This window comes from Paraburkholderia fungorum, assembly GCF_003610895.1.
Lineage (GTDB): Bacteria > Pseudomonadota > Gammaproteobacteria > Burkholderiales > Burkholderiaceae > Paraburkholderia > Paraburkholderia fungorum_B.
Genome location: NZ_MCAS01000001.1, coordinates 289915 through 314903 on the forward strand (window position 1 = coordinate 289915; position 24989 = coordinate 314903).

21 protein-coding genes are annotated in these 24989 nt (G+C 58.9%); 10 read left to right on the plus strand and 11 right to left on the minus strand.

Annotation, left to right across the window (positions count from 1 at the left end; translation table 11 throughout):
* Positions 1 to 15 precede the first annotated feature (15 nt).
* Positions 16 to 2091, minus strand: coding sequence for a serine/threonine protein kinase (locus tag BCY88_RS01200; protein ID WP_120342444.1), 2076 nt, complete (start codon positions 2089 to 2091; stop codon positions 16 to 18).
* A 415-nt stretch (positions 2092 to 2506) separates the two neighbouring features.
* Between BCY88_RS01200 and BCY88_RS01205 the strand changes: the two genes are divergently transcribed.
* The 5 genes from BCY88_RS01205 to BCY88_RS01225 all read left to right on the plus strand — a co-directional run bounded on the left by BCY88_RS01205 (position 2507) and on the right by BCY88_RS01225 (position 6026).
* Positions 2507 to 2797, plus strand: coding sequence for a hypothetical protein (locus BCY88_RS01205; RefSeq protein WP_120342445.1), 291 nt, complete (start codon positions 2507 to 2509; stop codon positions 2795 to 2797).
* Between the two features lie 88 nt (positions 2798 to 2885).
* On the plus strand, positions 2886 to 3170 hold the full coding sequence (locus BCY88_RS01210; protein WP_120342446.1) for a hypothetical protein: 285 nt from the start codon (positions 2886 to 2888) through the stop codon (positions 3168 to 3170).
* Positions 3171 to 3359: 189 nt separating this feature from the next.
* Positions 3360 to 3587 carry a hypothetical protein gene (locus BCY88_RS01215; protein ID WP_120342760.1) on the plus strand — a complete coding sequence of 76 codons (228 nt, stop codon included), beginning with the start codon at positions 3360 to 3362 and terminating at the stop codon, positions 3585 to 3587.
* Positions 3588 to 4081: 494 nt separating this feature from the next.
* On the plus strand, positions 4082 to 4366 hold the full coding sequence (locus BCY88_RS01220; protein WP_120342447.1) for a DUF3303 domain-containing protein: 285 nt from the start codon (positions 4082 to 4084) through the stop codon (positions 4364 to 4366).
* A 19-nt stretch (positions 4367 to 4385) separates the two neighbouring features.
* Entirely contained in the window at positions 4386 to 6026 is a 1641-nt protein-coding gene (locus BCY88_RS01225) for an MFS transporter (RefSeq protein WP_120342448.1), read from the plus strand.
* 515 nt (positions 6027 to 6541) lie between these two features.
* Here the strand turns inward: BCY88_RS01225 and BCY88_RS39750 are convergent.
* Positions 6542 to 6709, minus strand: a complete 168-nt coding sequence (locus tag BCY88_RS39750) for a hypothetical protein (RefSeq protein ID WP_183081235.1) — start codon at positions 6707 to 6709, stop codon at positions 6542 to 6544.
* Between the two features lie 570 nt (positions 6710 to 7279).
* On the opposite strand from BCY88_RS39750, the gene BCY88_RS39500 reads away from it, so the two are divergent.
* Together BCY88_RS39500 and BCY88_RS01240 are read left to right on the plus strand one after the other, a co-directional pair.
* Entirely contained in the window at positions 7280 to 7915 is a 636-nt protein-coding gene (locus tag BCY88_RS39500) for a hypothetical protein (protein WP_147408486.1), read from the plus strand.
* Between the two features lie 397 nt (positions 7916 to 8312).
* The gene (locus tag BCY88_RS01240; RefSeq protein WP_120342450.1) at positions 8313 to 9074 is read left to right on the plus strand and encodes a WecB/TagA/CpsF family glycosyltransferase; all 762 of its coding nucleotides are present in this window, start codon (positions 8313 to 8315) and stop codon (positions 9072 to 9074) included.
* 18 nt (positions 9075 to 9092) lie between these two features.
* Here the strand turns inward: BCY88_RS01240 and BCY88_RS01245 are convergent, their stop codons facing one another.
* The 8 genes from BCY88_RS01245 to BCY88_RS01280 form a co-directional block, all read right to left on the minus strand.
* The gene (locus tag BCY88_RS01245) at positions 9093 to 10280 is read right to left on the minus strand and encodes a glycosyltransferase family 2 protein (protein ID WP_183081236.1); all 1188 of its coding nucleotides are present in this window, start codon (positions 10278 to 10280) and stop codon (positions 9093 to 9095) included.
* Entirely contained in the window at positions 10280 to 11506 is a 1227-nt protein-coding gene (locus tag BCY88_RS01250) for a glycosyltransferase family 4 protein (protein ID WP_120342452.1), read from the minus strand. Before BCY88_RS01250 ends, BCY88_RS01245 begins: the two co-directional genes overlap by 1 nt.
* 42 nt (positions 11507 to 11548) lie before the next feature.
* Positions 11549 to 13060: a hypothetical protein gene (locus BCY88_RS01255; protein ID WP_120342453.1), complete on the minus strand. Its 1512-nt coding sequence runs from the start codon at positions 13058 to 13060 to the stop codon at positions 11549 to 11551.
* The gene (locus BCY88_RS01260; protein ID WP_120342454.1) at positions 13057 to 14025 is read right to left on the minus strand and encodes a hypothetical protein; all 969 of its coding nucleotides are present in this window, start codon (positions 14023 to 14025) and stop codon (positions 13057 to 13059) included. The genes BCY88_RS01255 and BCY88_RS01260 overlap by 4 nt, the downstream gene beginning before the upstream one ends.
* 63 nt (positions 14026 to 14088) lie before the next feature.
* On the minus strand, positions 14089 to 14985 hold the full coding sequence (locus tag BCY88_RS01265; protein WP_183081237.1) for a glycosyltransferase family 2 protein: 897 nt from the start codon (positions 14983 to 14985) through the stop codon (positions 14089 to 14091).
* Between the two features lie 67 nt (positions 14986 to 15052).
* Positions 15053 to 17239, minus strand: a complete 2187-nt coding sequence (locus BCY88_RS01270; protein WP_120342456.1) for a polysaccharide biosynthesis tyrosine autokinase — start codon at positions 17237 to 17239, stop codon at positions 15053 to 15055.
* Positions 17230 to 17685, minus strand: coding sequence for a low molecular weight protein-tyrosine-phosphatase (locus tag BCY88_RS01275; RefSeq protein WP_120342457.1), 456 nt, complete (start codon positions 17683 to 17685; stop codon positions 17230 to 17232). Before BCY88_RS01275 ends, BCY88_RS01270 begins: the two co-directional genes overlap by 10 nt.
* A complete protein-coding gene (locus tag BCY88_RS01280; protein WP_259461181.1) occupies positions 17682 to 18731 on the minus strand; it encodes a polysaccharide biosynthesis/export family protein in 1050 nt (349 codons plus the stop codon). Before BCY88_RS01280 ends, BCY88_RS01275 begins: the two co-directional genes overlap by 4 nt.
* A 955-nt stretch (positions 18732 to 19686) precedes the next feature.
* Between BCY88_RS01280 and BCY88_RS01285 the strand changes: the two genes are divergently transcribed.
* The 3 genes from BCY88_RS01285 to BCY88_RS01295 all read left to right on the plus strand — a co-directional run bounded on the left by BCY88_RS01285 (position 19687) and on the right by BCY88_RS01295 (position 23915).
* Complete coding sequence (locus tag BCY88_RS01285) at positions 19687 to 21093, plus strand: UDP-glucose dehydrogenase family protein (RefSeq protein ID WP_120342459.1); 1407 nt, start codon at positions 19687 to 19689, stop codon at positions 21091 to 21093.
* Positions 21094 to 21111: 18 nt separating this feature from the next.
* Positions 21112 to 22602, plus strand: coding sequence for a lipopolysaccharide biosynthesis protein (locus tag BCY88_RS01290; protein ID WP_120342460.1), 1491 nt, complete (start codon positions 21112 to 21114; stop codon positions 22600 to 22602).
* A gap of 62 nt (positions 22603 to 22664) precedes the next feature.
* Positions 22665 to 23915 (plus strand): O-antigen ligase family protein, encoded by a 1251-nt coding sequence (locus BCY88_RS01295; protein WP_120342461.1) that lies wholly within the window; start codon positions 22665 to 22667, stop codon positions 23913 to 23915.
* Positions 23916 to 24237: 322 nt separating this feature from the next.
* Here the strand turns inward: BCY88_RS01295 and BCY88_RS01300 are convergent, their stop codons facing one another.
* Positions 24238 to 24972 (minus strand): carboxypeptidase regulatory-like domain-containing protein, encoded by a 735-nt coding sequence (locus BCY88_RS01300; RefSeq protein ID WP_120342462.1) that lies wholly within the window; start codon positions 24970 to 24972, stop codon positions 24238 to 24240.
* Between the last annotated feature and the right edge of the window lie 17 nt (positions 24973 to 24989).

The window sequence follows — 24989 nt, forward strand, 5'->3', positions numbered from 1 at the left end:
TTGCGTTGCCTGTCCCTAAGGGGTGCGCGGCTTCGTGGTGATCGGTGCGAAGTCGGCGACGATATGATCCTGGCCGTATTTGCCGGCGATCTGCGCGAGCCGCGTATCGAGTGCGCGCAGATAGTCGGCACGTGATTCGCTTTCGGGCCGCGGTTTGTCGAATAGCTGCGCCGGCGTAATCAGAAGCACCACCATCTCTGCTCCAAACGGCTTCGAAATAATCCAGTCACCCGCGCTGCCGATAGTGGCTGCGTAGTGAGGAGGCGCCTGATTGTCTTTGGCGCGCGGGCTCGGCACCATGTGTACGACGCTGCCGTCGAGCTGATAGTAGTCGAGGTTCACGTACGTGTCGTAACCGGGCGTCGTCACGTCGACGACCAGTGGATCGCCCTCACTCAACTGACCGCCGGGCGGCCGCACGTGCAGCGACGCGACGTGACCTGCTTGCCAGTTGCGGATCCAGTACGGGGCGAGCGCTTTGATCGTGTCGCATTGATCGTCCGCGAGCGGCTCGACCTGGAGCGTCAGCGCATCGACGCCCGGCAGTGCCGATAGTGTGTCCTGCAGATGCGCCGCGCCGTAGCGTTGCGAAATGTAGCCGCGCACAGTCAACGAGTGGTCCTGTGCCGAAGCGGATAACGCCGAGCACGGCACCTGCTCCAGCAGCGGTGTGACGGCGCCTAAGGTCAGCGCAGGCTCGGGCGCGGGCGGCGCTGAAGATGGCTCAGGCGACGCCGCTGAAGCGCGCTGGTCCGCGGATGCTTCCGAAGCACCCGCAGCCGGCTGGGTCCCGCTCTGACGATTCGGTGCCGAACGCAAGGCAAACACACTGACGATCGCGGCACACACCACCGCCAAACCCGCGAAGCCCGTCTTGACCAGGGTGCCCGACTTCTCCGCGCGCGCCTCGTCATCGAACTCGGTAATGAAACGCGCGACACTCGGCATGCGCGTGTTACGGTCGAACGACAGTGCGGCACGCAATGCGCGCCACTGCTTCGCATCGAGATCGGGTGGCCGCTGCGGCTTGAAGTCCGCATTGCGAGCCTGTGTCGCCGATAACCGGTCGAACGGATGGTGGCCGGTCAACAACTCGTATGTGATGCAGCCGAGCGCGTAAATGTCGTCGCGCGGGTCCGGCTCGCGATGCTCGATCATTTCCGGGCTCGCATAGGCTGGCGTCAACGCACCGAGACTGCCGGGGTCAAAGACCGTTGCATCGCTCTCCTCCTCCGGCCGCTGAAACACGCGGGCAATGCCAAAGTCGATGACCTTCACCTCGGCATTCGTCGTGAGAAAGACGTTGGCGGGCTTGAAATCGCAATGCACAAAGCCGTGTTCGTGCGCGTAGGCGAGCGCATTGCACATGCCCCGCACTATCGGCAGTGCCGCGCGAACCGGCATTCCCTTATAGCCTGGCGTGCGCAATAGCTGGCTCAGCGGCTTGCCGGTGAGGTACTCCATCGTCAGGTAGACGATCGGCCCGTCGCGGTCGAAGTCGTACACCGTGATGATGTTGCGGTGCGCCAGCACCTGAGCCTTGCGCGCCTCGCGCTGCAGCGCGACGAGGGAATTCGGATTGCCGCGGAACTGGACGTTCAGCACTTTGATCGCAACATGCGGCTTGCGATCCGACGCTTCGAGTTTGCGCAAATCGAGCGCCTTGTACACCGTGCCCATTCCGCCGACACCGAGACACTCCTCGAGAACGAAGCGGTTGTTCAGCGTATCGCCTGTGCCTTTAATCTGGTCATATCCCGGTGCACCGGGCGCGCTCGCTGCGCTTGCTGAACCTGCCGGGTTTGCCGCGCTCGCCGGGCGTACCGAGGATATCTCGACGGTGGTCTGTATGCCGGTTTCCTCGCCACCGGCCGCCACGTTCGACACACGCAACTGCTCGATGCGCCGTCGCACTTCGGCATAGAGATCGTCAGGCAGGGGGCTCTTGCGGTGCGCTACGCCGAGCATCTCCAGCAGCTGCGTAGGACCATATCCTTCGGTCGTCAACGTGCTGTCGAGTTGAGCGACGAACTCATCACGTGATAGCTCGCCGCTCTGATAGTCGCGAATTGCGTGCGCAAGGCTAGCCATGTGTGCGAAGCGTCCCCGCTGCCATTGGGCCGGATCGCATGCGACCGAAGCCCATCGGGCCAATAGAAAACCTGTCGTAACCAGTTACATGTGCCGCTTCGATACTAGTCCCCGACCCGCGCTTTCGCAAACCAGGATTGCCCCGCTGCGTACACCGCCTGCGAGTGTCTCGCGACATCCAACAGGATCCGGCGCGCTGTTGGGAGCGCGCCATCAGTTTGCGTTCGTTTGTTTGTGGCCGTGCTGCGGCTTCGAGGTGGCGGCATGACGCGCAAGCCTTGTACATCATGGCTTCGTCAATTTTATTAGGAGGTGCGAATAAAACTGGCACAGCCCATGCATTAGTGACGCTCGAGCAGACAAGATGCTCGAACCCAACCGCAAGACTGTGACCTTCCCTTCCAGGAGATTGACCATGAACACGCTGATGATCAAAGACCTTTCCATCACCGAACAACTCGACAGCAAGGCCATGCGCGCCGTGCGTGGCGGCCTCGGCTACGGCTTCGGCTACCCCAGCAGCACGTCGTACACGAACATCAGCCCGGTGTTCGCGCCGAACAACAGCAAGCAGGTCAGCGCCACGCAGTTGATCAGCAACGAGATGAACATCCAGAGCGCCAACGGCAACAACGTGGCGTTCGCCACCGGCCTCACTTCGACGATCAATCCCTGCGTCACGTCGAGCAACAACATCAACGTTTGAAGCCTGATTCGGCGAAGCGGAAAGGCCCTCGGCAATTTCCGCTTCGCGCCGATCACGCCCGTCTTCCGCGCACCTTTGGAGAATCACCATGTCATCCCTCACGATTCGCGATCTATCCCGCACCCGCGAGCTCGACCGCCACGCAATGTCGGCGGTGGCCGGCGGCACCGGCAGCAGCGTGCCCGGTCTGGCTTCCGTAGCCAGCCTTGGCGGCATCGCCAATGTCAACGTCAAGGTCGACCAGAACCTCACCCAGGTACAGACCGTCAACGTTGCCGCCCTCAACAACATCGGCGTGATCGGCGCCGGCTTCGTGCCGCTGAATCTGAACGTCAGCCCTTCGCTGTGGGGCGCCAATTACGCCAACGTTTAACGGCGCGCAGTAGCGAAGAACCGGGGACTTCCCTACTGCTGCCTGTTCACATCCAACAGGCGGGCTGCAAGCAGATTTCCTATACTGATACTGCGACGAGACCTGCTCACATCCAGAGACAAAGACATACCCGGGCGACGGATGGAGGATCGCATCAACCGCCAGCTCAATCGTTTCACCGGAGCCACCATGGCAAAGCTCGTTATCAAGGACCTCACCGAGAGCGTCGAACTCGACCGCCAGGCGATGGCGGCCATTGTTGGCGGCGCGCGGATCGGTGCGCGTTCGAGCATCGCCCTGCAGGTGGTACCAGCGCCCACGCGGGTCGTCGACTATCCACCCGGTTTTCCGGCGGCACGTCAGACGATTTCCGATGCTTCCGGCGCTCCGGTGCCGCTCAATTCGCCACGCAGATAGCCTTCGGCCCAGACATTCGCAGCAATGGGACGCGTCTGACGTGCGTGCGCGTTTCGTTCGATACACTTGTGCCTGTTCGGCGTGCCACTCGAATGCGTGCCGGTCGTACCGGCGTACTCCATGGCGCGCTTCGAACCAGGCTTCGAACCAGATTGGTACCGACATCGTCCACAACCGTATTAAGAGCTCCTTCCTGTAGGACGCACGAGCGGCCTGCAATTGGAAACAAACACGACTGCCATGCGCTCCCTGTGGCCGCCGGCCTGTTCGATTGGTCTGGTGAATATCCGCGCCTCGCGCTGTAGTCGCGCACTCACCTATGATGTTTAGGACGCCACGTGGTTTTGTGTCAGTTTCCGATAGCACGCGTTATCGGACAGCATCCTGGCGCGAAAGGGTTCGAAGCGCGAGCGCGTGCGGAAACGTAGCGCAGCGCGAGTGGCAATAACGGCGCACCACGAGCCGGCATCGCCAAACCAGCCTGGAGACATGCAATGAAATTTATCGTGCAATGGAATGGCTTGCCAACTGCGGAAAACGCCGTCATCGAGCGCTTCATGAAAACCGGTGGCAAGGCGCCTGAAGGCGTCAAACTGCTCGGACGCTGGCATGCGATCGGTGGATTGCATGGCTTTGCGGTTGTCGAGGCGGAAGACACCCGTGGACTGTCGGCGCTGGCGCTCGAATGGAGTGACCTGCTGACGCTGAGCGTCTGCCCCGCAATGACGGACGAGGACCTCGGCGCGGCATTGAGCGCGCATCAGGCCGCGCGAAAGTAGATACGCAACCAGGACGGCCATGACACCCAGCCTTGACACGCCTCTACCCAACGGACAACTTCTGCCGTTTCGCGAATCGCTGCTGGCGATGCTGGGTATCGCCTCTGTCTCGATGCTGGTGGCGCTCGATCAAACCATTGTCGGCACCGCGCTGCCACGTATCGTCGCCGATCTCAAGGGGTTCGATCTATACGCATGGGTCGCAACGGCTTACATGCTGGCTTCGGTCATTACCATTCCGATCTTCGGGCGGCTGGGCGATCTGTTCGGCCGTAAGCCGTTCCTGATCGCCGCGATTCTGTTGTTTACCGGCGCATCGGTACTGTGCGGGTTCGCCAACAGCATGCTGTTGCTGGTGATTTCTCGCGGTTTTCAGGGGATAGGCGGCGGCATTCTGATCGGCACGGTGTTTGCCACCGTCGCCGATCTGTTCCCCAATCCGAAGCTGCGCCTGCGCTGGCTCGTGTTCGTGACGTCCGCGTTCGGACTCGCCAATATGGTCGGGCCAACACTCGGGGGCATGCTCACACAGTACGGCGGCTGGAGGCTGGTGTTTTTCGTCAACGTGCCGGTTGGCATCGTGTCCTTGCTGTTTGTGCAGTACTTTTTGCCATCGCTACGTCATCTGCGGCGCAAGGGTCCCGTGCGTCTGGATTGGCTCGGCGCGTTCGTGATCGCAATCACGTTCGGTGCGTTGCAATTGCTGATCGAACTGTTTCCGAAGTACGGCGTCGACACGATAACGATCGTGCTGGCCGTCGTTGCAGCGAGCTTTGCATTAACGCTATGGCTGTGGGAGCGAAGGATCGCGTATCCGATCATTCCGGTGGATATGCTGTTGGATCGCAAGCTCTCCGCGCTCTTCGCGATGTCGGTGCTTGGCGGTTTCGCGCTATTTTCGCTGGTGTTTTACGTGCCGCTGCTGTTTCAAGGCGGCTATGCGATGTCCGCGCACGACTCCGGCATGCTGATCACACCGCTGCTGCTCGGCACGACGGTGGGTAGCGTGGTGAACAATCGGATCGTCACCCGGATTCGCCGCGCGAACGGCATCATGTATGCCGGGTTCGCGCTATCTGCGCTGGCGTGTCTGAGCGTGATCGTGCTTAGGGGTACCGAGCCGCATCTGGTGTGGATGTCGTGCATGGGAATCAGCGGACTCGGACTCGGTCTGGTGGCGACGAGCCTGACAGTCTGTTCGCAACAGATCGTTGCGCGCGACCAGCTCGGCGCGGCCACGGCGCTGCTGCAATCGCTGCGGACTTTCGGCGGAATGCTGGGCACGGTGATGACGGGCGCCTTGCTTGGACATCTCTACACGCAGGGCGTGCATCGCTCGCTCGCGTCGTATCAGGCGACGCAGTGGTTCAAATCGTTTGCAAGCCCCGAGCTGCTAGTGGACCGCGCGGAGCAGGCGACGTTGATCAATCGCCTGGTAAGCGCCGGGCATGCGGGCGACGCCATGATGAACTCCGCACGGGACGCGCTTGTGCAATCGATTCATATCGGCATATTGGTCGCGGGCGCGGCCGCGTTGGTGGGGTTGTGCCTTGCGTGGTTTGTGCCGCCGGTGCGGATCGGTTATCCGGAGGAAGAGTTGGAGACGGGCGCAGGAGCGGCCCAAGCTGACGAACTTCCGTCGCGGGGGCATGTGCTTTAGGCGAGGTTCGCTTTCACCGCTGCAATCATGGTGCAGGCAATGTATGGACCGGCGCCGTCAAACCGGCCCGACCATCCGCCCTCTGTTCTTCTGCCTGCGTTCTGGGGTTTGGAGGCACTAACTTGCGCTGTTTGACACCTGTCATGCCGAAGCGCTTTCGCGAATGAAAGCGACCTCGTTACCATGTCAATCAGCCAGCTTGCAAAACCCTCTGCGATAGAAATAGACCTGAAATCAAAGGGCAATTTGCTGCGCCGCCCACGCGAAATTCGATCAGAAACCTTGACCTGGCGATTCTGTTTTCTTACTATGAGCCTCGACGTTTGCGCAGCGACTATGAACTTGTACTTACAAAAAGCGCGCACATAAAAAAACCAAAGCTAAATACCGAGGTCTTTCGGGGCTCTTGCATGACAATGGATGAAGACATCGCGCACGTTGCGCGTGTGATGGCGCCATCGCTGCGCGCCTTTCGTGGTGAACCTGTACTGCCGCCATCCTATTGGCGAAAACGACTACAACGCATACAGGACGAATTTCCCCTGACTCAATTGCAGACGTTCCAGATCAAGCATTTGCTTGGAGAGTTGGATCGGTTTGAGGCGGAAGCGCAGCCGGGGACCTGCGCGAGCAGACCATATTGAAGGCGTATCCATCGTAATCAAAGCGATGGCAGCCAGCATGCTCGTCTCCCACCAAGACATGCCGGTACTCCCGAACTGATCCAGGATGGAGGCGTTCGGGTTGATCGACTATTCGCGCTTCGCAGCCAGTCTGCAAAAGAATGGCGTCAGTCATCCAGTCGCAAGAAACCGATTTACTCAACCTCGGCCTCTGTGGAACGCGCCGCGGATGTCAAGGGGTGTTCCCCTTAACCGTAACGTAGTAACACGTCCCCCCGTAACACTCCCCCGTCCCAGCCACAGCGGACGGCTCTCCCGTTTGGCTAACTCCATGTCGCCAAACGCCAAACGCGCGTAGCCAGGTCCTTGACACTTAAGAGCCGCCGATGCTCCGCCACGCGAGCAACATGGCACGCAACCTGCTTTCATCAATGACAAAGGGACGACGGGGAGTCCTTGCCAATCTGGCGATGGAAATCACTTTCCGTGGCTCGACTCAAGCGCATATCCCGTTTCCTGCAATCATTGAAGCGTGCCCATATGCATCGAGCCACTTACCTGTCCGCACAACCCGATCCTCGGCGTCACATTCGCTCACTAAGGCTTTCACGTCCAGCATGGCTTCTGATCGTGCTTTGCAACGCGGGAACGGCATACTCGCAAACGAACTGGATCTCGTCGCCTGCCGATAAGGGTTCGTACGCCGCAACGTATGGGTCGTATAGCGACGACACGTCCGACACCGCGAGCGACTACACGGCGTTGGCGACTCGTCGGTCGGGCCCGTCTTCGTCGCCCAACGCCTCGTCGGCAAGGACATATCAAGGCAGCCAGTCAAGACAATCCGCGAGTGCCGCCTCTCGCAGCACACTCGGCTCCAGCTTTCAGGGAGCGGCTTCGCGTGCGGCCCAGAACAAGAACCGCTCCACAACCGATCTGACTTCCGGCGACTACCTGAGCCGGTCGGACATGGACAGGTTCTCGTATATGGGCACGGCCCCGTCACCCGGCGCGGACGCACGCACGACCGGCGGCACGAAACGCTCATCGAAAAACATCGGCGCGGTTGCATCAGACATCTATCCGGGTGGCCAATCCTCGGCAACCAGGGCGGACGCGAGCGCGACTGGCAATAAGAGCCGCTCGCTGGACATCATTAACGCAGTGGCCCCGGGAATCTATCCGGGCGACCAATACAGCACAACGAACGACGCTTCAGCGATCTATACGCCAGCGTGGAAAGTCGACCCGTATCCCGTTTATTAATGCAAGCAGTATGGAATACGCTTCGGGATTGAATACTTTGATCTGTTCCCGCTTTAAACGCACAGGCAAAGCAATACAACGATAAAGACCATCCGATGACTGGACCAGGTAGGGCAGTCCGAATTACCAAAGAATCACCGGGGAGAGAGAAATGACACGTCAGCGTCGATACGCCCAACGCACCCAAACAAGGGTCTTCATCCGACAGCGCCCGTCATAGCGCGCTGATCGCTCAAGCGGGACGTTCAATCCGGCACACCGCCTTTCAGGCACATCACGTGTCCTGCTTTGTCATGTCCCGACGTTTTGACATCCTGAATAACCATTCAACCTGAATCTCGACCATGTAGGGCAGATGCACATCTGACCTGATCGCCAACTTATACGAAAATCGACCATGACAGACAACGCATTGCCATCCAGAAATACTCTTCAATTGCTGAGCCGCACTAATCTGCTCAGTCATGAAGATAATGTTTTCGACATGATCAACACAACACAAAGCGTTGCAGAACACCCCATTGTCGTTTCGTGGGTGAATGCGCACGCTGTGATGCTCGCCAAGAACAATCCTGCCTTTTCTGAAACGCTATCGCGATCGGATCTTATTTTCCGCGACGGCATCGGAGTCTCCATTCTTTTGCGCATGCTTGGGATCGATCCGCGCGGCAACATGAACGGTACGGACCTTATTCCCCATATCGTTCGCGCTTATCGAGGGCGGTCGATTGCGCTGTTCGGCACCGCCGAGCCGTATCTGTCGCAAGCCGCGGAAGCCTTTGGCCGAGAGGGCGCGCGAGTCGTCGCAACGATGGATGGGTTTCAGGATCCGCAAACGTATGTCGAATGTCTCAAAGGGATCGACGTGGATCTGGTGGTATTGGGGATGGGCATGCCCAAGCAGGAAGGTGTCGCCGCGTTGCTGGCCGAGCACATCGCCAGGCCTTGCGTGATTCTCAACGGCGGCGCGATCCTCGACTTCATGGCGGGGCGCTTTCCACGCGCGCCGCGCGTGTGGCGTCAGATGAAACTGGAATGGCTGTTCCGCCTGATTCTCGAACCCAAGCGACTATGGCGCCGTTATCTGCTGGGCGGTGTGAGCTTCGTCGCGCATGCGATGCAAACTGTGATTGCCGCTCGCATGGAACGCGGGTTGTAGATTGGCGGGTGCGCTGCGTCATTCCCTGTCGCTGCGCACCCAACCCACGCGGCGACCGGCAAGCAGGCTGAAATACATCGGCACCTTGCGCAGCATATACAGCGGAATATATAACGCGTCCGATCCGGCAAGCAGGTCGCGTCCGCTCGTCCACCATGCCATGACGATCGCACTCACCATCAAACACAACGATGTGCATTGAATCAGCACAGGAATCATGCTGCCACCAAATGCATAAAAACACGCGCTGAGCGCGAAGCATGCGATCTCCGCGAACACCAGCAAGGTCAGTGGTACCACAACGAGGTCAAGTGCCGACGCCAGACACGTCCACGAGCGACGTATGATCGCCGCTAGCAGCAGACGCGGGAGCATATGTGCAATCGTGCTTAGATGCCCCTGCTCCCAACGTTTTCGTTGCGCGTGGTGTCCTCTATCCGAAGGCGGCAGCGGACTGGTCACAAGCGCTTCTGGACAATAGAGCGGTGGCCGGCCGGCTAGTGTCAGGTCGATCCCAAGTGCGAGATCTTCGACGATATTCGACGTCGCGAGTTGAACTTCGGACAGCACCTTCCATGGAAACGCCATTCCGCTGCCATTTAGTGAACAAGGCGCAGCGAGCGCAAGATTGCCAAGCGGCCGAATGTGGTTTTTCAACCGCACCGCAAACGCCGATACGCGCGCACCAAGGCCTGCGGACGGATGTGCGTTCAATACATAGCGCGCCTGAACCGGGCGCGTTGTGGCATAGGCTAGCTTCGCCAACCGGTCGATTGCGCCCGGTGCGACCTGGCAATCGGCGTCGATGAAGATCACGACGTCGGGAGCGCCCGACTGTGCGAGATGAGCAACACCATAATCCAGCGCGAAGCCCTTGCCCCTGCGCTGCAAGTCGTCGCGAACGAGTACCTCCGCACCCGCGTTCCGGCCGACGTCGGCGGTGTCGTCTGTGCAGTTGTCTGCGATCACGAGGACACGATCCTGCTCACGCAGTTGCGGTAATACTGTGGCCAGCAACTGTGCAAGCATCTTCGTTTCATTGTGTGCGGGCACGACGACAGCGACTTGCGGCGGTGCGGCAAACTCGTCCACACCTGACGATCGTCGCTTGAAGGTCCCAACTATCACCTGAACGAACAGCGTCACCGAAGGAACCGCGACGATCAGAACAGCAACCGTCAACATTGCATTCACAGTCTCGCTCATCACCATCCCCTCACGCTCGACGGCTCAACGTGTCCCGCGAAAAGCCGTGCCAGCAGTCCCGCCTCCCGCGCCTGATCGTGGCGCTCCTTGATCAGGTGCCGCCCACGATTGCCCATTTCCGAATGCGTGTCTTCATGTGCGGCAATGCATTGCCGAATCGCGCCAGACAGTGACTCGACCGAGCCAGGCGAGTAAAGCCAGCCGGTTTTATCCGTCTGCACGAGTTCTGGAATCGCAGCGATATCCGCGGCAATCACAGCGCGCCCTAGCGACATGGCCTCCATGATCACGATCGGCAGGCCTTCGGCAAAACTGCCCAGCACCAGGCCACGCCCTCCAATCAGCGCATCGCGGACGCCTTCGGTGTCCTTCCAGCCCGTAATTTGCACGGCATGTTCGATCCCTTCGTGGCGAATCAACGCCTCGATTTCAGCGCGCATTTCGCCATCGCCGATCAGCACCAGTTCGAGCTCGGGAATATCGTCGATGACATTCGCCAGTGCTCTAACCAGCAACATGTGACCTTTCTGCGCCGCAAGACGGCCGACACACACGAGCCGCCTGGGATGCGCAGGCGTCGCATAGCCGCTCACACCGAACGACGCGTCGATCCCGCACCGGACAATCACCACTTTCTGCCAGTCCTCATACGCGCACCATCGATAGATCTGACTCGCGCAGAAATCGCTGATTGCTATGACGAACTTCGCATGCCGCACTTTCTTGGCGAGCTTGATGAATTCAGGCTTATCAAACTCGTCAGGCCCGTGGACCGTAAAGCTATAAGGAACACCTGACAGTGTCGACGCGTGCATCGCCAGCTCGGTCGAATTGGTGCCGAAATGCGCATGCATATGGCTGATGCCCTGACCTTTCATCAGACGCGCGAGAAGGCATGCTTCGGCCAGGGTGATGAGGTGCAGTGCAGCACTGCGATCGCTTTTTCGTACCATCCCCAGCGTGTGGCCGAACGCTCGAAAGAAACGCCCCGTATTGGCAATCAGTTGATAAAGCACAGCGAGCAGCAGCGGCAGCAGTCCACCACGAAGCAGGTATTCGGTCAGGTTGCGCTCCGCGATATCAGTGGGGTCCACCACATTCTCGGTCCATCCGCGTATCGCGTAGCGGCACACCTGCACACCCTGACTCTCCAGTGCAAGGATTTCCCGCCGGACAAAGCTATGGCTGACCTTAGGGTATTGATTGATCACGTATGCAACTTTCATTTTTATTCCCCGCCCTCTTACCTTCAGGTACAACGCCGATATCTATAAAGCTTTGAGTACTTGCAGGCGTATCGCAGCAGCAGGCCCCGGACGCTTCAGCACATGAACCGCGCAAAGCGGTGCACCGTCGCGCGGCACGGTGATCCAGTCGGTTTCGCCCGGTCTGAGCGCGCGCGTTGTTGCGAGGCGCTGCGCGCCATCTCCAGTCCTGATCTCGAACGACGCCTCACATTCGCCCGCACCGGACGCGATGACCCTGTAGACGCTTCCCGCTTGCGGGTTCGTGTACCAGCGCATCGCGTTTTGCCATTTGAACCACCCTGCCGGCAACGCGTCCACTCTCGGGTAAAGAAGTTTTCGACACACAAGTGGCTGATCGGACGCGGGTAGTGTGAGCAGTCCGCTTGCTGTGTCGAAATCACAATCGGGCCGGCCGGTGCCGTTTGCAAAGGTCCACGGTCCGCGCATAGACAGCAGGTTCATGTCCGCCCACGCTTCGGGTGCAAATCTCGCGCCGTTCGCGTCGACCCATCCTTTGACGGATAACACCGGTCGCAACGCATCGCGTATGCGTGTCAAATCCGCCGCCCAACCGCTGTCCCACGCGCCGATCGCGTTTCGCGACTGCGACCATGTACCACCGATTTCGCCATAGAACGCAAAAGTGCCGAAGGTCTGATCAACAAGGCGAGCGCCGAAAGTCTTCAGCGTGCGGGCAATAGCTCGCGCGTGCGGAAACGCTAGACCCGCTTCGTCGAAATCCTGCGGCAACATCAGCAGCGTGCCCATCGCGAACGGCCCCGTGTAACGACTGCCACCATCGCGGTCTTCCAGCGTCGCCGGGAAAATCGGTCCGCTGCGCAGCACGTTGGCATCGGCCGCTACGGCTATTGCATGAGACAGCTCAAACGATTCAGCCTCGTGAATACGTAACAGCCCTCCCGCAGTCGATACGCCTGCAGCGCGCGGTCCATCGGGTCTTTCGGGCGAACCCCAACCGCTACCGTTTGCCTCGACAACCGTGTACTTTTTGGCGCGCCACGTCTGGGCGTCGGCGTCGTACTTCATGCCGTAGAGCGAGTGAATCAGTCCGCTCACGCGATCATGAATCTCGCAGTGACCATCAGTGCCCGTGGCCGGTTGCGTACCCGCCGGAAAATGCGGAATCACCACCTTGCGATTGCGCAGTTCATCGGCCACCCACGGCCCGCGAGCGTCTTGCGCACCGGCAATACTGACCGCTGGATCGGACGACGTTGCCTCGAACACGCGACTTGAAAACTGTCCTTGCTCCAGATACGCCCGGTTATTCGTTGCGGGGATGGCCGTATTCCCAAGCACAGGACTCAACGGCTTCGCATTCCACAACGAGCGAGGCGAGAAGGGTTTTTCGAACAGATCCACTGACTTCGGTTGCGTCTTTGCGTGCGCGACCATGCTACTCAATGACGCGAACCCGCCAACCATCGGTGCAATCGCTATCGATGCCGCAACCCGCCGTCGAACCATGTCCGTTTGCACGTCACCGCTCCAGTCGAAGACCTGCAAGCTCACGTCCCTTGCCTCACGGCAAGCACGTGGACCAGCCGCTTCCTGATACCGTCGATGCGGTACCTGATCAGCACCTTGAGCGCTGCAGCCCACGCTCCGAGCGTCGCCTGAATTCGCACGGCGAAAGACAACTCAGCGCGCGAGAGGCCGTTGCGCAACGACGCAGCGGCCAACCGGTACTCAGGCATCAGTAAATAAGGCCCGGCAAAATGGCAGATCGCGGGATGCACCAGACCACCCTGCCGCTCGAAGCTGCAATAGCCGAGGATTGGATCGATACTCAGCTTGCCTTTCAATCCGGTCGGTGTGCGCATCAGGCGTCCGCCATCCCGGTACAGATTCAGGAATCCGAGTTTCGACAGCGCAAGCGCGATCACCGTTTCATCGCCCGGTCCGCCACGGTCGAATGCCCTTAAGCCGTATTGCCGATAGTCGTGGAAGTACTCACGTGCCGCTGAAAACACCGCAGTCGCTTCCGGTGAGCGCCTGAAATAGTAGACACCGCCGTTAAACTTGGGAAACGCTTCGCCGCCGACCTTCGTCAGCGCGAAGCGCAAGTCGTCGACATACTCGTCCGTGCCGTCGATCGGGGTCAACAGATCACAGATCGGCGTGATCGGATAGCGGCGAATCTCGTCGAGTTCCTTGCCGAAGTCACGTACCGCGATGCAGTCCGAGTCGATGAAAAACGTCTCTTCGAATGGCGAATAGCGATCGAGCAGCAGCTTTTGCGCGGTGGCGACCGGCATCGAGTGATCAACCGGAATCAGGACGTCGCAGTACGCGCGCATCGTTTCGCTATCGGACACAATTGCAATCGGTACGCCCGGCATATTGCGCCGCAGCGACAACGATAAGGTTTCGGCCTGCTTCAGATACCGACTCGCACCGATCGCGATCGTAATGAAACCCATGCCCTGGAATCGCGCCGCATTCCCTGTCGCGTCATGCATCGTATATGCGCCCATCACGTCACTCCAACGAGGTTCAACAGATCAACGCCCGTAAAGAACGGACTGCTCATGGCGGCCTTAAGCACGGATCGCACTCAATACTTTCAGTGCACTGTGGCGAATATTCGCGCGCAGAATTCTTAGAAACAGTGCAGGTGACGCGCGCCATTTGAACAGCCGAAACCAGTCTTCGAATGTCGGACGCGTGCCGTAGAACGGCGAGAAGATTTGCATGTACAGACGGTGATGAAGATGCCGCGGCACATCCCGATGCTTGCTCGATATCACATCGAACGCGCGTCGCAGTGAATGAGTGTTGGCGGAAATGCGGTCGCGTCGGGGGTCGACGTAGCAGACGTAGGTCGCGTCTTTCTCTCTGAGTGCGGCGCCATGCGACTGAATCAGCCGCATGAACATCTCGAGATCCTGCCAGGCCGGAAGATCCTTGTCGTAGCCGCCTATCTTCAGAATCCGCTCGAGCGGACAGAAAATCTGGTTGCCGATGAAATTATGCGTGAACAGGTCCGTGTAGCTGACTGAGTCTTTCCGGTCCGCCGTGACGGTCGCGTTGACACCATCTGTCATCACACTCTCGGTGAAAATACACGAGATGGATTGGGCCGCATCACCTAGCGACTCCCATTTCGCTACCAGCAACGCGATCCGGTCGGGCAAAAACTCGTCGTCGTCGTCGAGGCCAGTGACGTATTGCGCGTTGGCGAGACGAATCGCGAGGTTCCGCGCGGACGGCGCGCCCATCGACTTTTCCGCGTGGAACACGGTTAGACGCGGTTCACGGGCGGCGAGTGCGTCGAGGAACTGACGCGTGTCGTCGGTCGAGCCGTCGTTCACGACGACTACGGCAATGTTGGTGTACGTCTGCCGGAACACTGACGCGAGCGCTCTCTCCAGCAAAACCCGACGGTTCTTCGTCGGAACGATGATCGCAACCTGTGCGCCCGTGTTCGCGTTCAACCTCGCGACTGGCGTCCGCGCGGACCGTGATGCACCATCTAACGGCGCACCCTTGATGAGCCGTAGATTAGCGCGCATGGCTGTAGTACGCAGAGCCATACTTGACTCGCTGCTGCGGGATATCGGTCAGAAGCGCGCCCTTGATCGACACGCCCGCATGGAGAAGACGATTCGCCGTCTCCGTCACTTCGCCGAGCGGGCTATGGCCGAAACGGAACACCAGCAACGACACGCCCGCGTGCTTGCAGATGAGTGCTGGATCGGTGACGGCGAGTACCGGCGGAGTATCGATAATCACCACATCGTATGCCGCTGAACATTCGTTGAGGATCGTCGTAAAGCGCTCGCGCAACAACAACTCAGACGGATTCTTTTCGTCCGAGCCCCGCGGCAGCACATCGATACCAGGCAGCACGTCGCGAACAATGCCGCCGCGCAACTCAAGACCACGGATCACGTCCGACAAACCCGGCGAACGCGGCATGCCCAGCACGGTATCGACAACGCCGCGTCGCATGTCGCCGTCGATCAGCAATACGCGCTTGTCGCCGCTCGCAAGCACCGCAGCGAGGTTTAGCGCGATGAACGATTTACCCGCTTCGGGACGTGGGCCGGTCAGTGCGATGATGTTGTTGGACGCTTCGCCAAGACCGAATTTCAGTGCTGTACGCAGACTGCGAATGCCTTCTACCGCGATATCGTCCGGGGCAGCCAGCGCCAGTACGTTGGCGTTGCCCGGCAGGTTGCGGCTGAGTCGCCGGTTCATGCGACGCTGCGCGAAGCTTCGCGGCACCGCCGCAAACACCGGCACACCGAGCGCCATTTCGATCTCGTTCGCGGTCTCGACGCCGCCAAAGACGGCGCGTCTCACGAATGACAACCCTATGCCCACGAACAGCCCCAGTAAGGCCGTAATCGCAACAATGATCGAGCTCTTCGGCCATACCGGCGTCTCCGGCGTCACGGCGACATCGACAAGCCGCACATTGCCGAGTTGCCCCGCCTTCGTGATCCGCAATTGCTCGGCACTATCGAGCAAGTTCATATAAAGCTCCGTGTCGACACGGACATCACGCAGCAGACGCAGTGCGGATTGCTCGGTTGCCGGCAGCCCCGCGACATCTTTACTCAGCGTCTCCTGTTGACCTTGCAGCGCCGTGATCTGCGAATCGAGCGCAACGACTGCAGGATGCGTGTCCGCAAAGCGCTGACTCATTTCCAGCCGGCGTTGCTGAAGTTCGGTGAGTTTCGACTTGTTATCGACAACCTGCTGCAGCAGCAAGCGCTCTTCTTCCGAGATGTTCGCCGTGCCTTTCTTGTTGCGGAAATCGTTGTAGCGGGTCTCCGCCTGCTCCAACTCCTTGCGCAACTCCGGCAGTTGATGATCCAGAAACTCCAGTGATTTCTCCGCGTCCGCGGACTTGCGATCGATGTTTTGCTGTAAATACGCCTGAGCCAGAGAATTGACGATGTCGGCGGTGCGGGTTGCATCGGTGCCATCGAGCGATAGCTTGATGATGTCGGCCTGCTTGCTCTTCTCATCGATCTTCAATGCTTTTTGCAGCGCGGCGGTCGCCTTGAGCGGCGAAGTGCGCACCAACCGGAACTCCGTGCCCGGTCTGGCAATCAGTCGATCGACCCTCAACTCGACAAACCGGCCGTGCGCCAGCGTGCCTGCCGTGCCGTGCAACACAGGCTCACGGTCTGCGTCGAATAGATCGTATGCACCGTTTTCCCTTGCAACAAGCGTGTAACGGGTGTCGTAGTCGTCACGCGGCACGTCGAAGACGGACACGGTGATCTTCTCGCCTCCCCACGCGAATCTCGACAGTCCCGGAAGAGGTGACGCGAGCGTTTCGCTTCCGTCGAAACGTGCGATCGCTGCACCGATTACCGGGAAATAGCGCGGAGAAGCGTTGATGTCCAGATGCAGTTTATGGACGGCCTGATCGGCCACCAGCCGCGACTTGAGGACTTCGATTTCAGAGGCCGCCGTCTGCTTGGTATCGAAGATCGAGGCGAGCCCATTCAATGCACCTTGCGCGGGATTGATACTCTCTTCGATCTGGAACATCGCGTCCGCACGATAGACCGGACTCGCGAGCATCGAATACGCGAGAGCGGCGCATGCGCCCGCAATGGTCCACGCCACGATCGTCTTCCATTTCTCGCGGAGCACGGAGAGATAGTCGGACAAGTCGATCTCGTCATCGCCGGCCGGTGCGATACGGTGGGGTTTATGAATTAGTTGCATGTGCTTGAATAGGTGGAATTGCCGATCAACTCGAGCCAATGTTCGAGACCGCATTCGATCTGGCCGAGGCATGCTTCGAATGCATCACGCCCTAACCGGTAGGGATCGACAACGTCGATCTGTTCTTTGTGTCCGAGCCGGTACACCTTTCCAATCGCAAATGGATGGGCAATCTCGATGCGCTTGCATTGCGCCCGCGTCATCGCGAGCACGATCTGCGCGGATCTGACGTGATCCAGTTCGAGTTGTCGGCCAACATGCGCGCCGATATCAATCCCGCGTTCCGCCATCAGGCTTCGTGCAAGCGGATCGGCGCGCTCACCGACCAGCGCACTCAACCCCGCCGAGATCACCTCGACACCCGGCAACGCATGCGCAAGAAGACCTTGCGCCATCGGGCTGCGGCAAATATTGCCTTCGCAGACGATAAGAATTTCGCTGATCATTTGGCTATCAACGCACCGGTAAGCGCCGCATTAATGCCCGGCAGCAGCAGTTGAAGGACACGGCTAAAGCGCACCAGACCGTTACCGTCCACGTACACGACATCGCGCGGCTGCAAGTCGAACTGGTTGGCCAGCACCATCGAAACTGGGGATTGCCCATCGAGATGGAAGATCTTGATATCGCTTTGGTCCTTGCCGCGAATCACATAGATTTGTGCTGCATCGGCGCTCGCGGTGTTGATGCTGCCCGCCTGCGCAAGCGCATCGCTTAGGGTGAGCATGCCGGACTTCATCGGTACAGCCGTGGTCGGATGATTGACTTCGCCCATCACATAGACGCCGTTGTCGTCACGGGCCACCACGCGCAGCAGATCACCGCCCTTCAACACGATGTCCGCGGGGTTGATACCCTTCGCGATCATCTGCGACAGATCGAGCCGGTACTTCGCCCCGTCTCTGACGAGGATCATGCGACTCTGGTCGGCTGAGGTCGCGAAGCCTCCGGCCCGCCCGATCGCTTCATACAAGGTCATCTGGATATCGTTGACCGGCTGCGGGCCAGGCACCTTGACCTCGCCATCGACATAGACCTGCTGCGACCGGTACGACGCGACACGCACCGTCAATTGCGGCTTGACGAAGGCCTTGGCGAGCTGCGCATAAAGATCGACTCGCAATTGCTCGACCGTTTTGCCGGCCGCTGGCAGATTGCCAACATAGGGAAATTGCACGTTGCCGAGGCTGTCAATGACAAAACCTTGCGGCGGATCGTTCGGACGGTTCGCAGTAGGCGCTGTTTGCGTTCCCAACGCAGCATTGAGCTCGGGGTGGTCCCACACCGTGATCTGCAGCACGTCCCCCACGCCAAGCCGGTACGCGCCCGCCTTCGTGAACAACGTCTGACTCTCTTCGACGCTCTTTTGAGCATCGGCATCCTGCATCTGCCGAATCAACGTGAGGTCGACGGGCGTAATGGGAATACCTAGATCCGACGCGGGAGCGGCTTCGCCCGCACTGACTGCCGGCACGCTGGGCGATCTCCCCATCTTCATGCCCGGCGCAACAGCGCATGCGCCTAATGTTGCCGTGATTGCGGCGCAGGCAGCCGCGCGAGCCAACAGGCGTAGAAACGGCCTGACGCTAATCCCCGTGGATAAATAGTAATTCACCAACGCCTCGTATTTTATTTAGAGCTACTGTCTCGCCTGACCGCCAGTCGCGCGGATGGAGCAGCATCTCTTCTCTCATGCAACCCGAACGTCAAACAGCAACGATCGGCCCCCGATACACATCTTGACCTGGCAGGCGTCGCCGCCGGTGAATCGCCTGGTCAGCGTGGCAACAACCATGCGGGTATCAAATCCGTGTTTGAACCCGTCCAGCTTTTGGTCTGAAATTCTGTTTCTATCTGCATCCACTCAACCTTCCCTGTCCCAGCTTCCGTCAAACACACGTCAATGCAAGCCTGGTTGGAAGCGGAAAATTCGTTACGGTGCCCTCTAATGCAGGAAACGTGCCATCGGCACGGACATTGACAGAGGAATCGGGCGAGTAGGTCCGATCCCTCAGGGATGAGGGGCTTCGCCGATTTCTGTTCAACCCGGTATCGAAGAGATCTGATGCGGCGCTAAAACGTTACGTGACATCACTTGCGCATAGCCCACGTTGTTACGTAACCCCTTAACCGGCCTTCTCATGGCTCATCTATCACACGCGTTTCAAACGCGCTTCTGCGCAACGCTTGAATACAGCAGCCCTTCCGCCTGAACATCGTCATGCGGGTTTTCCTTATTCATTCGCACAGTTGAAGGAGCGCCTGAAAACCACGTCCGCTGGGCGAAGACAGCACAGGAAACAGATTGGTACGGATGTTGCGTACGAAGACTCAGCTTTTGAAAAGCGCTGCGTCGGGTACGTCATCAGGTTTTACGAGGGCGATGGGGTTTGCCAACCGGATGACGCACGAAGCATCCATAAATAAATATCGACACCGCGAGTACTATGAAAATAACCATTGTCGGCACCGGATACGTGGGCCTTGTAACTGCCGCGTGCCTCGCAGAACTCGGCAATGAGGTCTTTTGCCTCGATGTCGACGCGTACAAGATCGATGCGCTCAATAACGGTCATATTCCGATTCACGAACCTGGCCTCGATGCGATCATCAACCGGAATCGCTCCGCCGGGCGGATTAGCTTTTCGACCGATATCCGGGCCAGCGTCGAACATGGAGACCTGCAGTTCATTGCTGTCGGCACACCGTCCGATGAGGACGGCTCCGCGGATCTCCAGTACGTGCTGACGGCCGCACGCAATATCGGCCGCTATATGACCGGCTTCAAGGTAATCGTCGATAAATCCACCGTACCGGTTGGGACGGGTGAAAAAGTGCGACGCGTGATCGAACAGGAACTGACGCGACGCGAGATCGACGAGCCGGCGCAAACGTTCTCGGTGATTTCGAATCCGGAATTCCTCAAGGAAGGCGCGGCGGTCGAAGACTTCATGCGGCCCGACCGAATCGTGATCGGCGTCGAAGCAGACGCCGCGAACAGCCGCCGTGCCGGTGACATGATGCGTCGCCTGTATGCGCCATTCAACCGCAACCACGAACGTACGCTGTATATGGATATCCGGTCGGCGGAATTCACGAAGTACGCAGCCAATGCAATGCTCGCAACGCGCATCTCGTTCATGAACGAGATGGCCAATCTGTCCGATCGGATCGGCGCCGATATCGAAGCGGTGCGACGCGGGATCGGCGCAGATCCGCGCATCGGCTATCACTTTCTATACGCCGGCTGTGGCTACGGCGGCTCGTGCTTTCCGAAAGACGTTCGCGCATTGATTTCAACGGGGCATGAAGCCGGCGAGGATCTGAAAATTCTCAGCGCGGTCGAATCCGTGAACGAACGTCAGAAGGACGTGTTGATCCGCAAGATAACTCGCGCCTACGGCGACGATCTGTCTGCGATGACATTTGCGGTCTGGGGACTCGCGTTCAAGCCGAATACCGACGACATGCGCGAAGCGCCGAGCCGACGCCTCATCACCGATCTGCTCGCACGCGGCGCGCGGATCCGCGCATACGATCCGGTCGCGATGGTCACGGCGCGGGCCGTCCTGGAAGATGATCTCGCACGGCAGCCCGGCGCGTTCTCCAGACTGACGTTCGCGGCCAACCCCATCGAGACGGTCGAGAATGCGGACGCACTCGTCGTCGTAACCGAATGGAAAGAGTTCAGGAGCCCAGACTTCGACGAACTGCGCCGTGCGATGAAAGCGCCGGTCATTTTCGACGGTCGCAATCTCTATGAGCCGCAACAGACGCGCGAGCGGGGCTTCGTGCATCACGCGATTGGCCGCTCGGGCGCGCGGGTAGCGGCGCCGGAAGTATCGACGCACTAACGCTGCGAGAGTCGAACCATGTCCAATCTGAACCACACGATTCGCAAGAGCATCGTCGCGAACTTTGTCGGGCGTTACAGCAATACGGTTGTCCAACTGGTGGTGACTGCCGTGCTGGCGCGCCTGTTGAATCCGTCCGACTTCGGGGTGATCGCCGTGCTGACGGTCCTCGTCACATTCTTTTCGTTCATCAGCGAGATGGGACTGGGGCCAGCCATCGTCCAATTCGAACTGAAACGCGAACAGCTATCCGCACTGTTCTGGCTAACGGTGTTCGTCGGCTCAGTGCTGTCGATGATTTTCGTATTCGGCGGACCGCTTCTCGCGGCCTTCTATCACGAACCGCGCTACACACCGATCGCGAAAATTCTGGCGCTCAACATCGCGCTGTCATGCTGGGGTATCGTGCCGTTCGCGATACTTCGCAAGCAGTTGAAGTTTAAAGAGATCGTGATGGTAGAGATTGCCTCCGCGATTCTCTCCGGCTGTGTGGGTATCGCTACGGCATACGCGAACTTCGGCGTGTTCGCGCTCGCCTTGAAAGGCGCGTCCTATGCGTGCGGTATGTTCGGGTTCTGCCTTGTCGCGAGCCGGTTCAATCCGTTCAAGCGACCGATCTTCCGCGGCATGACGCAAATCCTGTCGTACTCGGTTTATCAGTTCTTCTTCAACCTGACCAACTACTTCACGAAGAACCTCGACAAGCTCATCGTGGGACGGCTGATGGGAAGCAACGCGCTTGGCCTCTACGACATGTCCTACCGATTGATGCTGCTACCCAATGCCAATCTGACGCAAATCATTTCGCCTGCGCTTCAACCCATCTATGCAGCCCACCAGAACGACAAGGCTACGGTCTTTTCTTCATACCAAACGGTGATCCGCGCGTTGCTGATCGCAGGCGGCTTTGCCGGCGTCGGATGCTTCTTGTGTACTAACGAAATCATCTTCCTGGCTTATGGCCAGAAGTGGGCGCTCGCGGCACCAATCTTTTCTATCCTGAGCCTGTCGATCGCGATACAGGTCGTGCTATCCAGCATCGGCGCGATTTTCCAGGCCATCGGACGCACGGATCTGCTTTCCTTTTCAGGAACACTAAGTGCAGCCTGCAGTATCGGCGCGATGGTGCTGGGAGCGCTATCGGGCAGTCTGGTTGTGTTTGCGTCCATGGTGTCGGCCAGCTTCGTGATCAACGGCTTGATGAGCTTCTACATTCTCGCGCGCCGCGGATTCGGCACCTCGCTGCTTGCGCTATTCCGGCCGTCGATCGGATGTCTGAGCGGAATCGCGCTGCTGCTCGTCGTATGCGCTGCGGTGAGAATGACAACTAACGCATTCGAATTCAACCCGATCCTTCTTGCCGTGAAGATCATCGGTGTAACGGGTGCTTACGCCGCGATTCTGCATGTCACGGGTGACCTCCGGTTTCTGCTGAATACGCTGTCACGCCGGCCGGCGCGCCCTTCCGCGCTCAAGCCGGACGCGGGTCAAGTTGGCGAAGTCATCTAAACAGCAGTGACGCGGACGGGCTGTGGGCCATCGGCGGCAGCAAACCGAGGACAAAAAATAAAATGACATTGATCAGACGAACGTTGTACGCAATCATCATCATCCGTTCAGCATTGGACGTCGTGTTCGAATCACTCAGACTCGACGAGGGCGGCATGTCGCCAGGCGCCGTATTAAACGGCCTCATCATCATGCTGGGACTCGTGGTGCTGCTTCGCAAAGGCCTGTCGATGCCCCGCACGCCGTTGCTCTTCTGGATTGCGTATCTTGGCTACTCGCTGCTTTCACTGCTACATTCACCGGATTTTTTCGAAGGATTCCGGTTATTTCTCGGCCAGTTCTCGGCCGCGATGATTTTCTTCATCGCAGCGAATGTGATCACGACTCGAAAGCATGCCGAAGAATTGATCAAGTACGTGATCTACTCGTCGTTTACCGTGTCTTTTTTCGCGATCATCCAGTACGTGTTTATTGACAAGCTCAGCGGCCGGTTGCAATCCACGTTCGAACACCCGAACATCCTTGCGTTCTATCTCGTGCTGGTCATTCTTGCGCTGTTCTACCTGCCGCAGATCAACCCGCAGACAAAGAACCCGCGTTGGAAAATGATCAGACTCGTCTACGTGCCCTTCTTGCTGATCATGCTTGTTCTGACCGAAACACGCAGTGCGTGGATCGCTATCATGGCAGCATTTCTTTTGTATTCGACGCTGATCAACCGGAAAATGCTGTTCTGTTTGATACTGGTGCCGCCACTGCTACTCGTGCCGGCCATTTCGGACCGACTGACTGACCTCGGCACGAGCGGCTCCGTGCAGGACGTGCAAAGCGGTGTGCAGCTCGACTCCTACTCATGGCGGCAACTGCTGTGGCAATACGCGTTGATCGATTCCAGCGACGCGCGAACGGCAGGCAAAGGATTGGGTTCGTTCAGAAGCAACTCGCAACGCTTCTTCCCGCTGGAAGATACCGCCGACGCACACAGCGCCTATATACAGACGCTATACGAAACCGGTGTGATCGGACTTGCTCTGTATATTGCGGTGTTCGGTGCCAATCTCATCACAATCTGGAAGACCCGGATAAACCGGAAATCCGCGATGATCGCGATCGGGCTGATCGTGTGCTATCTGCTGGAAAGTTACTCGGATAACACGCTCTACTACCTTAGCTACAACTGGTATTTCTGGGCGTTCATCGGATGTCATCTGGCAATTTCCGTGCGGGAGAAGCGCGCGGTCCGCGCGCTGCCGCCACCAGCCGGACCCGTGATGGAAGGGGTGTTCAGCGTCGAACAACGATCCGCCGGATAGCCATATTGCAAATGGACGACATCGTCAGGCAAGACGTGATCCAATTCGCGGGATAAGCGGCTGAGGTGAACATGCAGCTCAACGCGATTCTTCATGGTTGAGCGATGTATCGCAGGCATGTCGTGTTTGCAGCGGGCCTCTCCCGGATCGATCATCTCGTGTGCCGGCTTGAAGTGCTGCATTAGACGTATGACGTGTAAGCAATCAACTACATCGAGCGCGCGTACCGTCATACTCCTTGGCGCCCATGACGGATCACTTTGTGAAGTTACGATCCGTCATGGATTTGCGAAAAGGGTTCTCTACGATGCGGCAAACAGCGTTACTTCGTCGTAGTGCCCGTCCCGGTACTCCCCCCTGTCCCACCCGTCGCCCCATTGCTCCCACTCGGGATCGGCGACGCTGCGCCTGCCGCCAGCGCGGCGGTAACCAATGACGGCGCCGGCTGCCCATTACTCAAGATCGCGCCAGCCGTCAGCAACGTGTCGAGATCCGCATCTGCTCCCGGCGTGCCCGGTGTAAACGAAACCGTCAGGAACGAAGAGGAAGAAAGCGTGATCCCATACAGTTTTTTGATCAGTGTCGCGACTCCCGCCTCAGCATTCGCGATCACCGTGCTGTTCGACAGCGCGCTCTGATACGAAGCGTTGGAAGATATCCCCGAGAGCAATCCGCTGGAGGTCGTGCCTAACTGCCCCGCCAGATAGTCCAGCAGCAACTCCGTCAGCGGAGTTATGTTGAACGTGCCCGTGCCGGCTGCAAACGAGTGGATCGTAGTCGCGCCGCCGTTCGCCGTGATCGCGCAAGGACCGTCGAACGCGAACGTCGCCGAATAGCCACCGTTGGAATTGGCCGTCGTGCTGCCTGAGCCGTTCTTGCACGTCAGCGTGATACTTGCGTTAGACAGCGCCGCGCCGACAGCGGCAGTACCACTCACCGTTCCGCCCGGCGAACTGCCACTGTCGGTTCCACCACCACATGCGACCAGCGCACTGGCAGCAAGCACCATCGATCCGAACTGCAGCGTGCGCAGCGTGGCGCCGTTTAGAAGCTTCATCGCCTATCCCCAAAGAA

Excerpts from the sequence above, each read along its gene's own strand:
- BCY88_RS01200 (WP_120342444.1), bottom strand. The coding sequence starts at position 2,091 with ATGGCTAGCCTTGCGCACGCAATTCGCGACTATCAGAGCGGCGAGCTA.
- BCY88_RS01205 (WP_120342445.1), top strand. The coding sequence starts at position 2,507 with ATGAACACGCTGATGATCAAAGACCTTTCCATCACCGAACAACTCGAC.
- BCY88_RS01210 (WP_120342446.1), top strand. The coding sequence starts at position 2,886 with ATGTCATCCCTCACGATTCGCGATCTATCCCGCACCCGCGAGCTCGAC.
- BCY88_RS01215 (WP_120342760.1), top strand. The coding sequence starts at position 3,360 with ATGGCAAAGCTCGTTATCAAGGACCTCACCGAGAGCGTCGAACTCGAC.
- BCY88_RS01220 (WP_120342447.1), top strand. The coding sequence starts at position 4,082 with ATGAAATTTATCGTGCAATGGAATGGCTTGCCAACTGCGGAAAACGCC.
- BCY88_RS01225 (WP_120342448.1), top strand. The coding sequence starts at position 4,386 with ATGACACCCAGCCTTGACACGCCTCTACCCAACGGACAACTTCTGCCG.
- BCY88_RS39750 (WP_183081235.1), bottom strand. The coding sequence starts at position 6,709 with ATGCTGGCTGCCATCGCTTTGATTACGATGGATACGCCTTCAATATGG.
- BCY88_RS01240 (WP_120342450.1), top strand. The coding sequence starts at position 8,313 with ATGACAGACAACGCATTGCCATCCAGAAATACTCTTCAATTGCTGAGC.
- BCY88_RS01245 (WP_183081236.1), bottom strand. The coding sequence starts at position 10,280 with ATGAGCGAGACTGTGAATGCAATGTTGACGGTTGCTGTTCTGATCGTC.
- BCY88_RS01250 (WP_120342452.1), bottom strand. The coding sequence starts at position 11,506 with ATGAAAGTTGCATACGTGATCAATCAATACCCTAAGGTCAGCCATAGC.
- BCY88_RS01260 (WP_120342454.1), bottom strand. The coding sequence starts at position 14,025 with ATGGGCGCATATACGATGCATGACGCGACAGGGAATGCGGCGCGATTC.
- BCY88_RS01270 (WP_120342456.1), bottom strand. The coding sequence starts at position 17,239 with ATGCAACTAATTCATAAACCCCACCGTATCGCACCGGCCGGCGATGAC.
- BCY88_RS01275 (WP_120342457.1), bottom strand. The coding sequence starts at position 17,685 with ATGATCAGCGAAATTCTTATCGTCTGCGAAGGCAATATTTGCCGCAGC.
- BCY88_RS01280 (WP_259461181.1), bottom strand. The coding sequence starts at position 18,731 with ATGGGGAGATCGCCCAGCGTGCCGGCAGTCAGTGCGGGCGAAGCCGCT.
- BCY88_RS01285 (WP_120342459.1), top strand. The coding sequence starts at position 19,687 with ATGAAAATAACCATTGTCGGCACCGGATACGTGGGCCTTGTAACTGCC.
- BCY88_RS01290 (WP_120342460.1), top strand. The coding sequence starts at position 21,112 with ATGTCCAATCTGAACCACACGATTCGCAAGAGCATCGTCGCGAACTTT.
- BCY88_RS01295 (WP_120342461.1), top strand. The coding sequence starts at position 22,665 with ATGACATTGATCAGACGAACGTTGTACGCAATCATCATCATCCGTTCA.
- BCY88_RS01300 (WP_120342462.1), bottom strand. The coding sequence starts at position 24,972 with ATGAAGCTTCTAAACGGCGCCACGCTGCGCACGCTGCAGTTCGGATCG.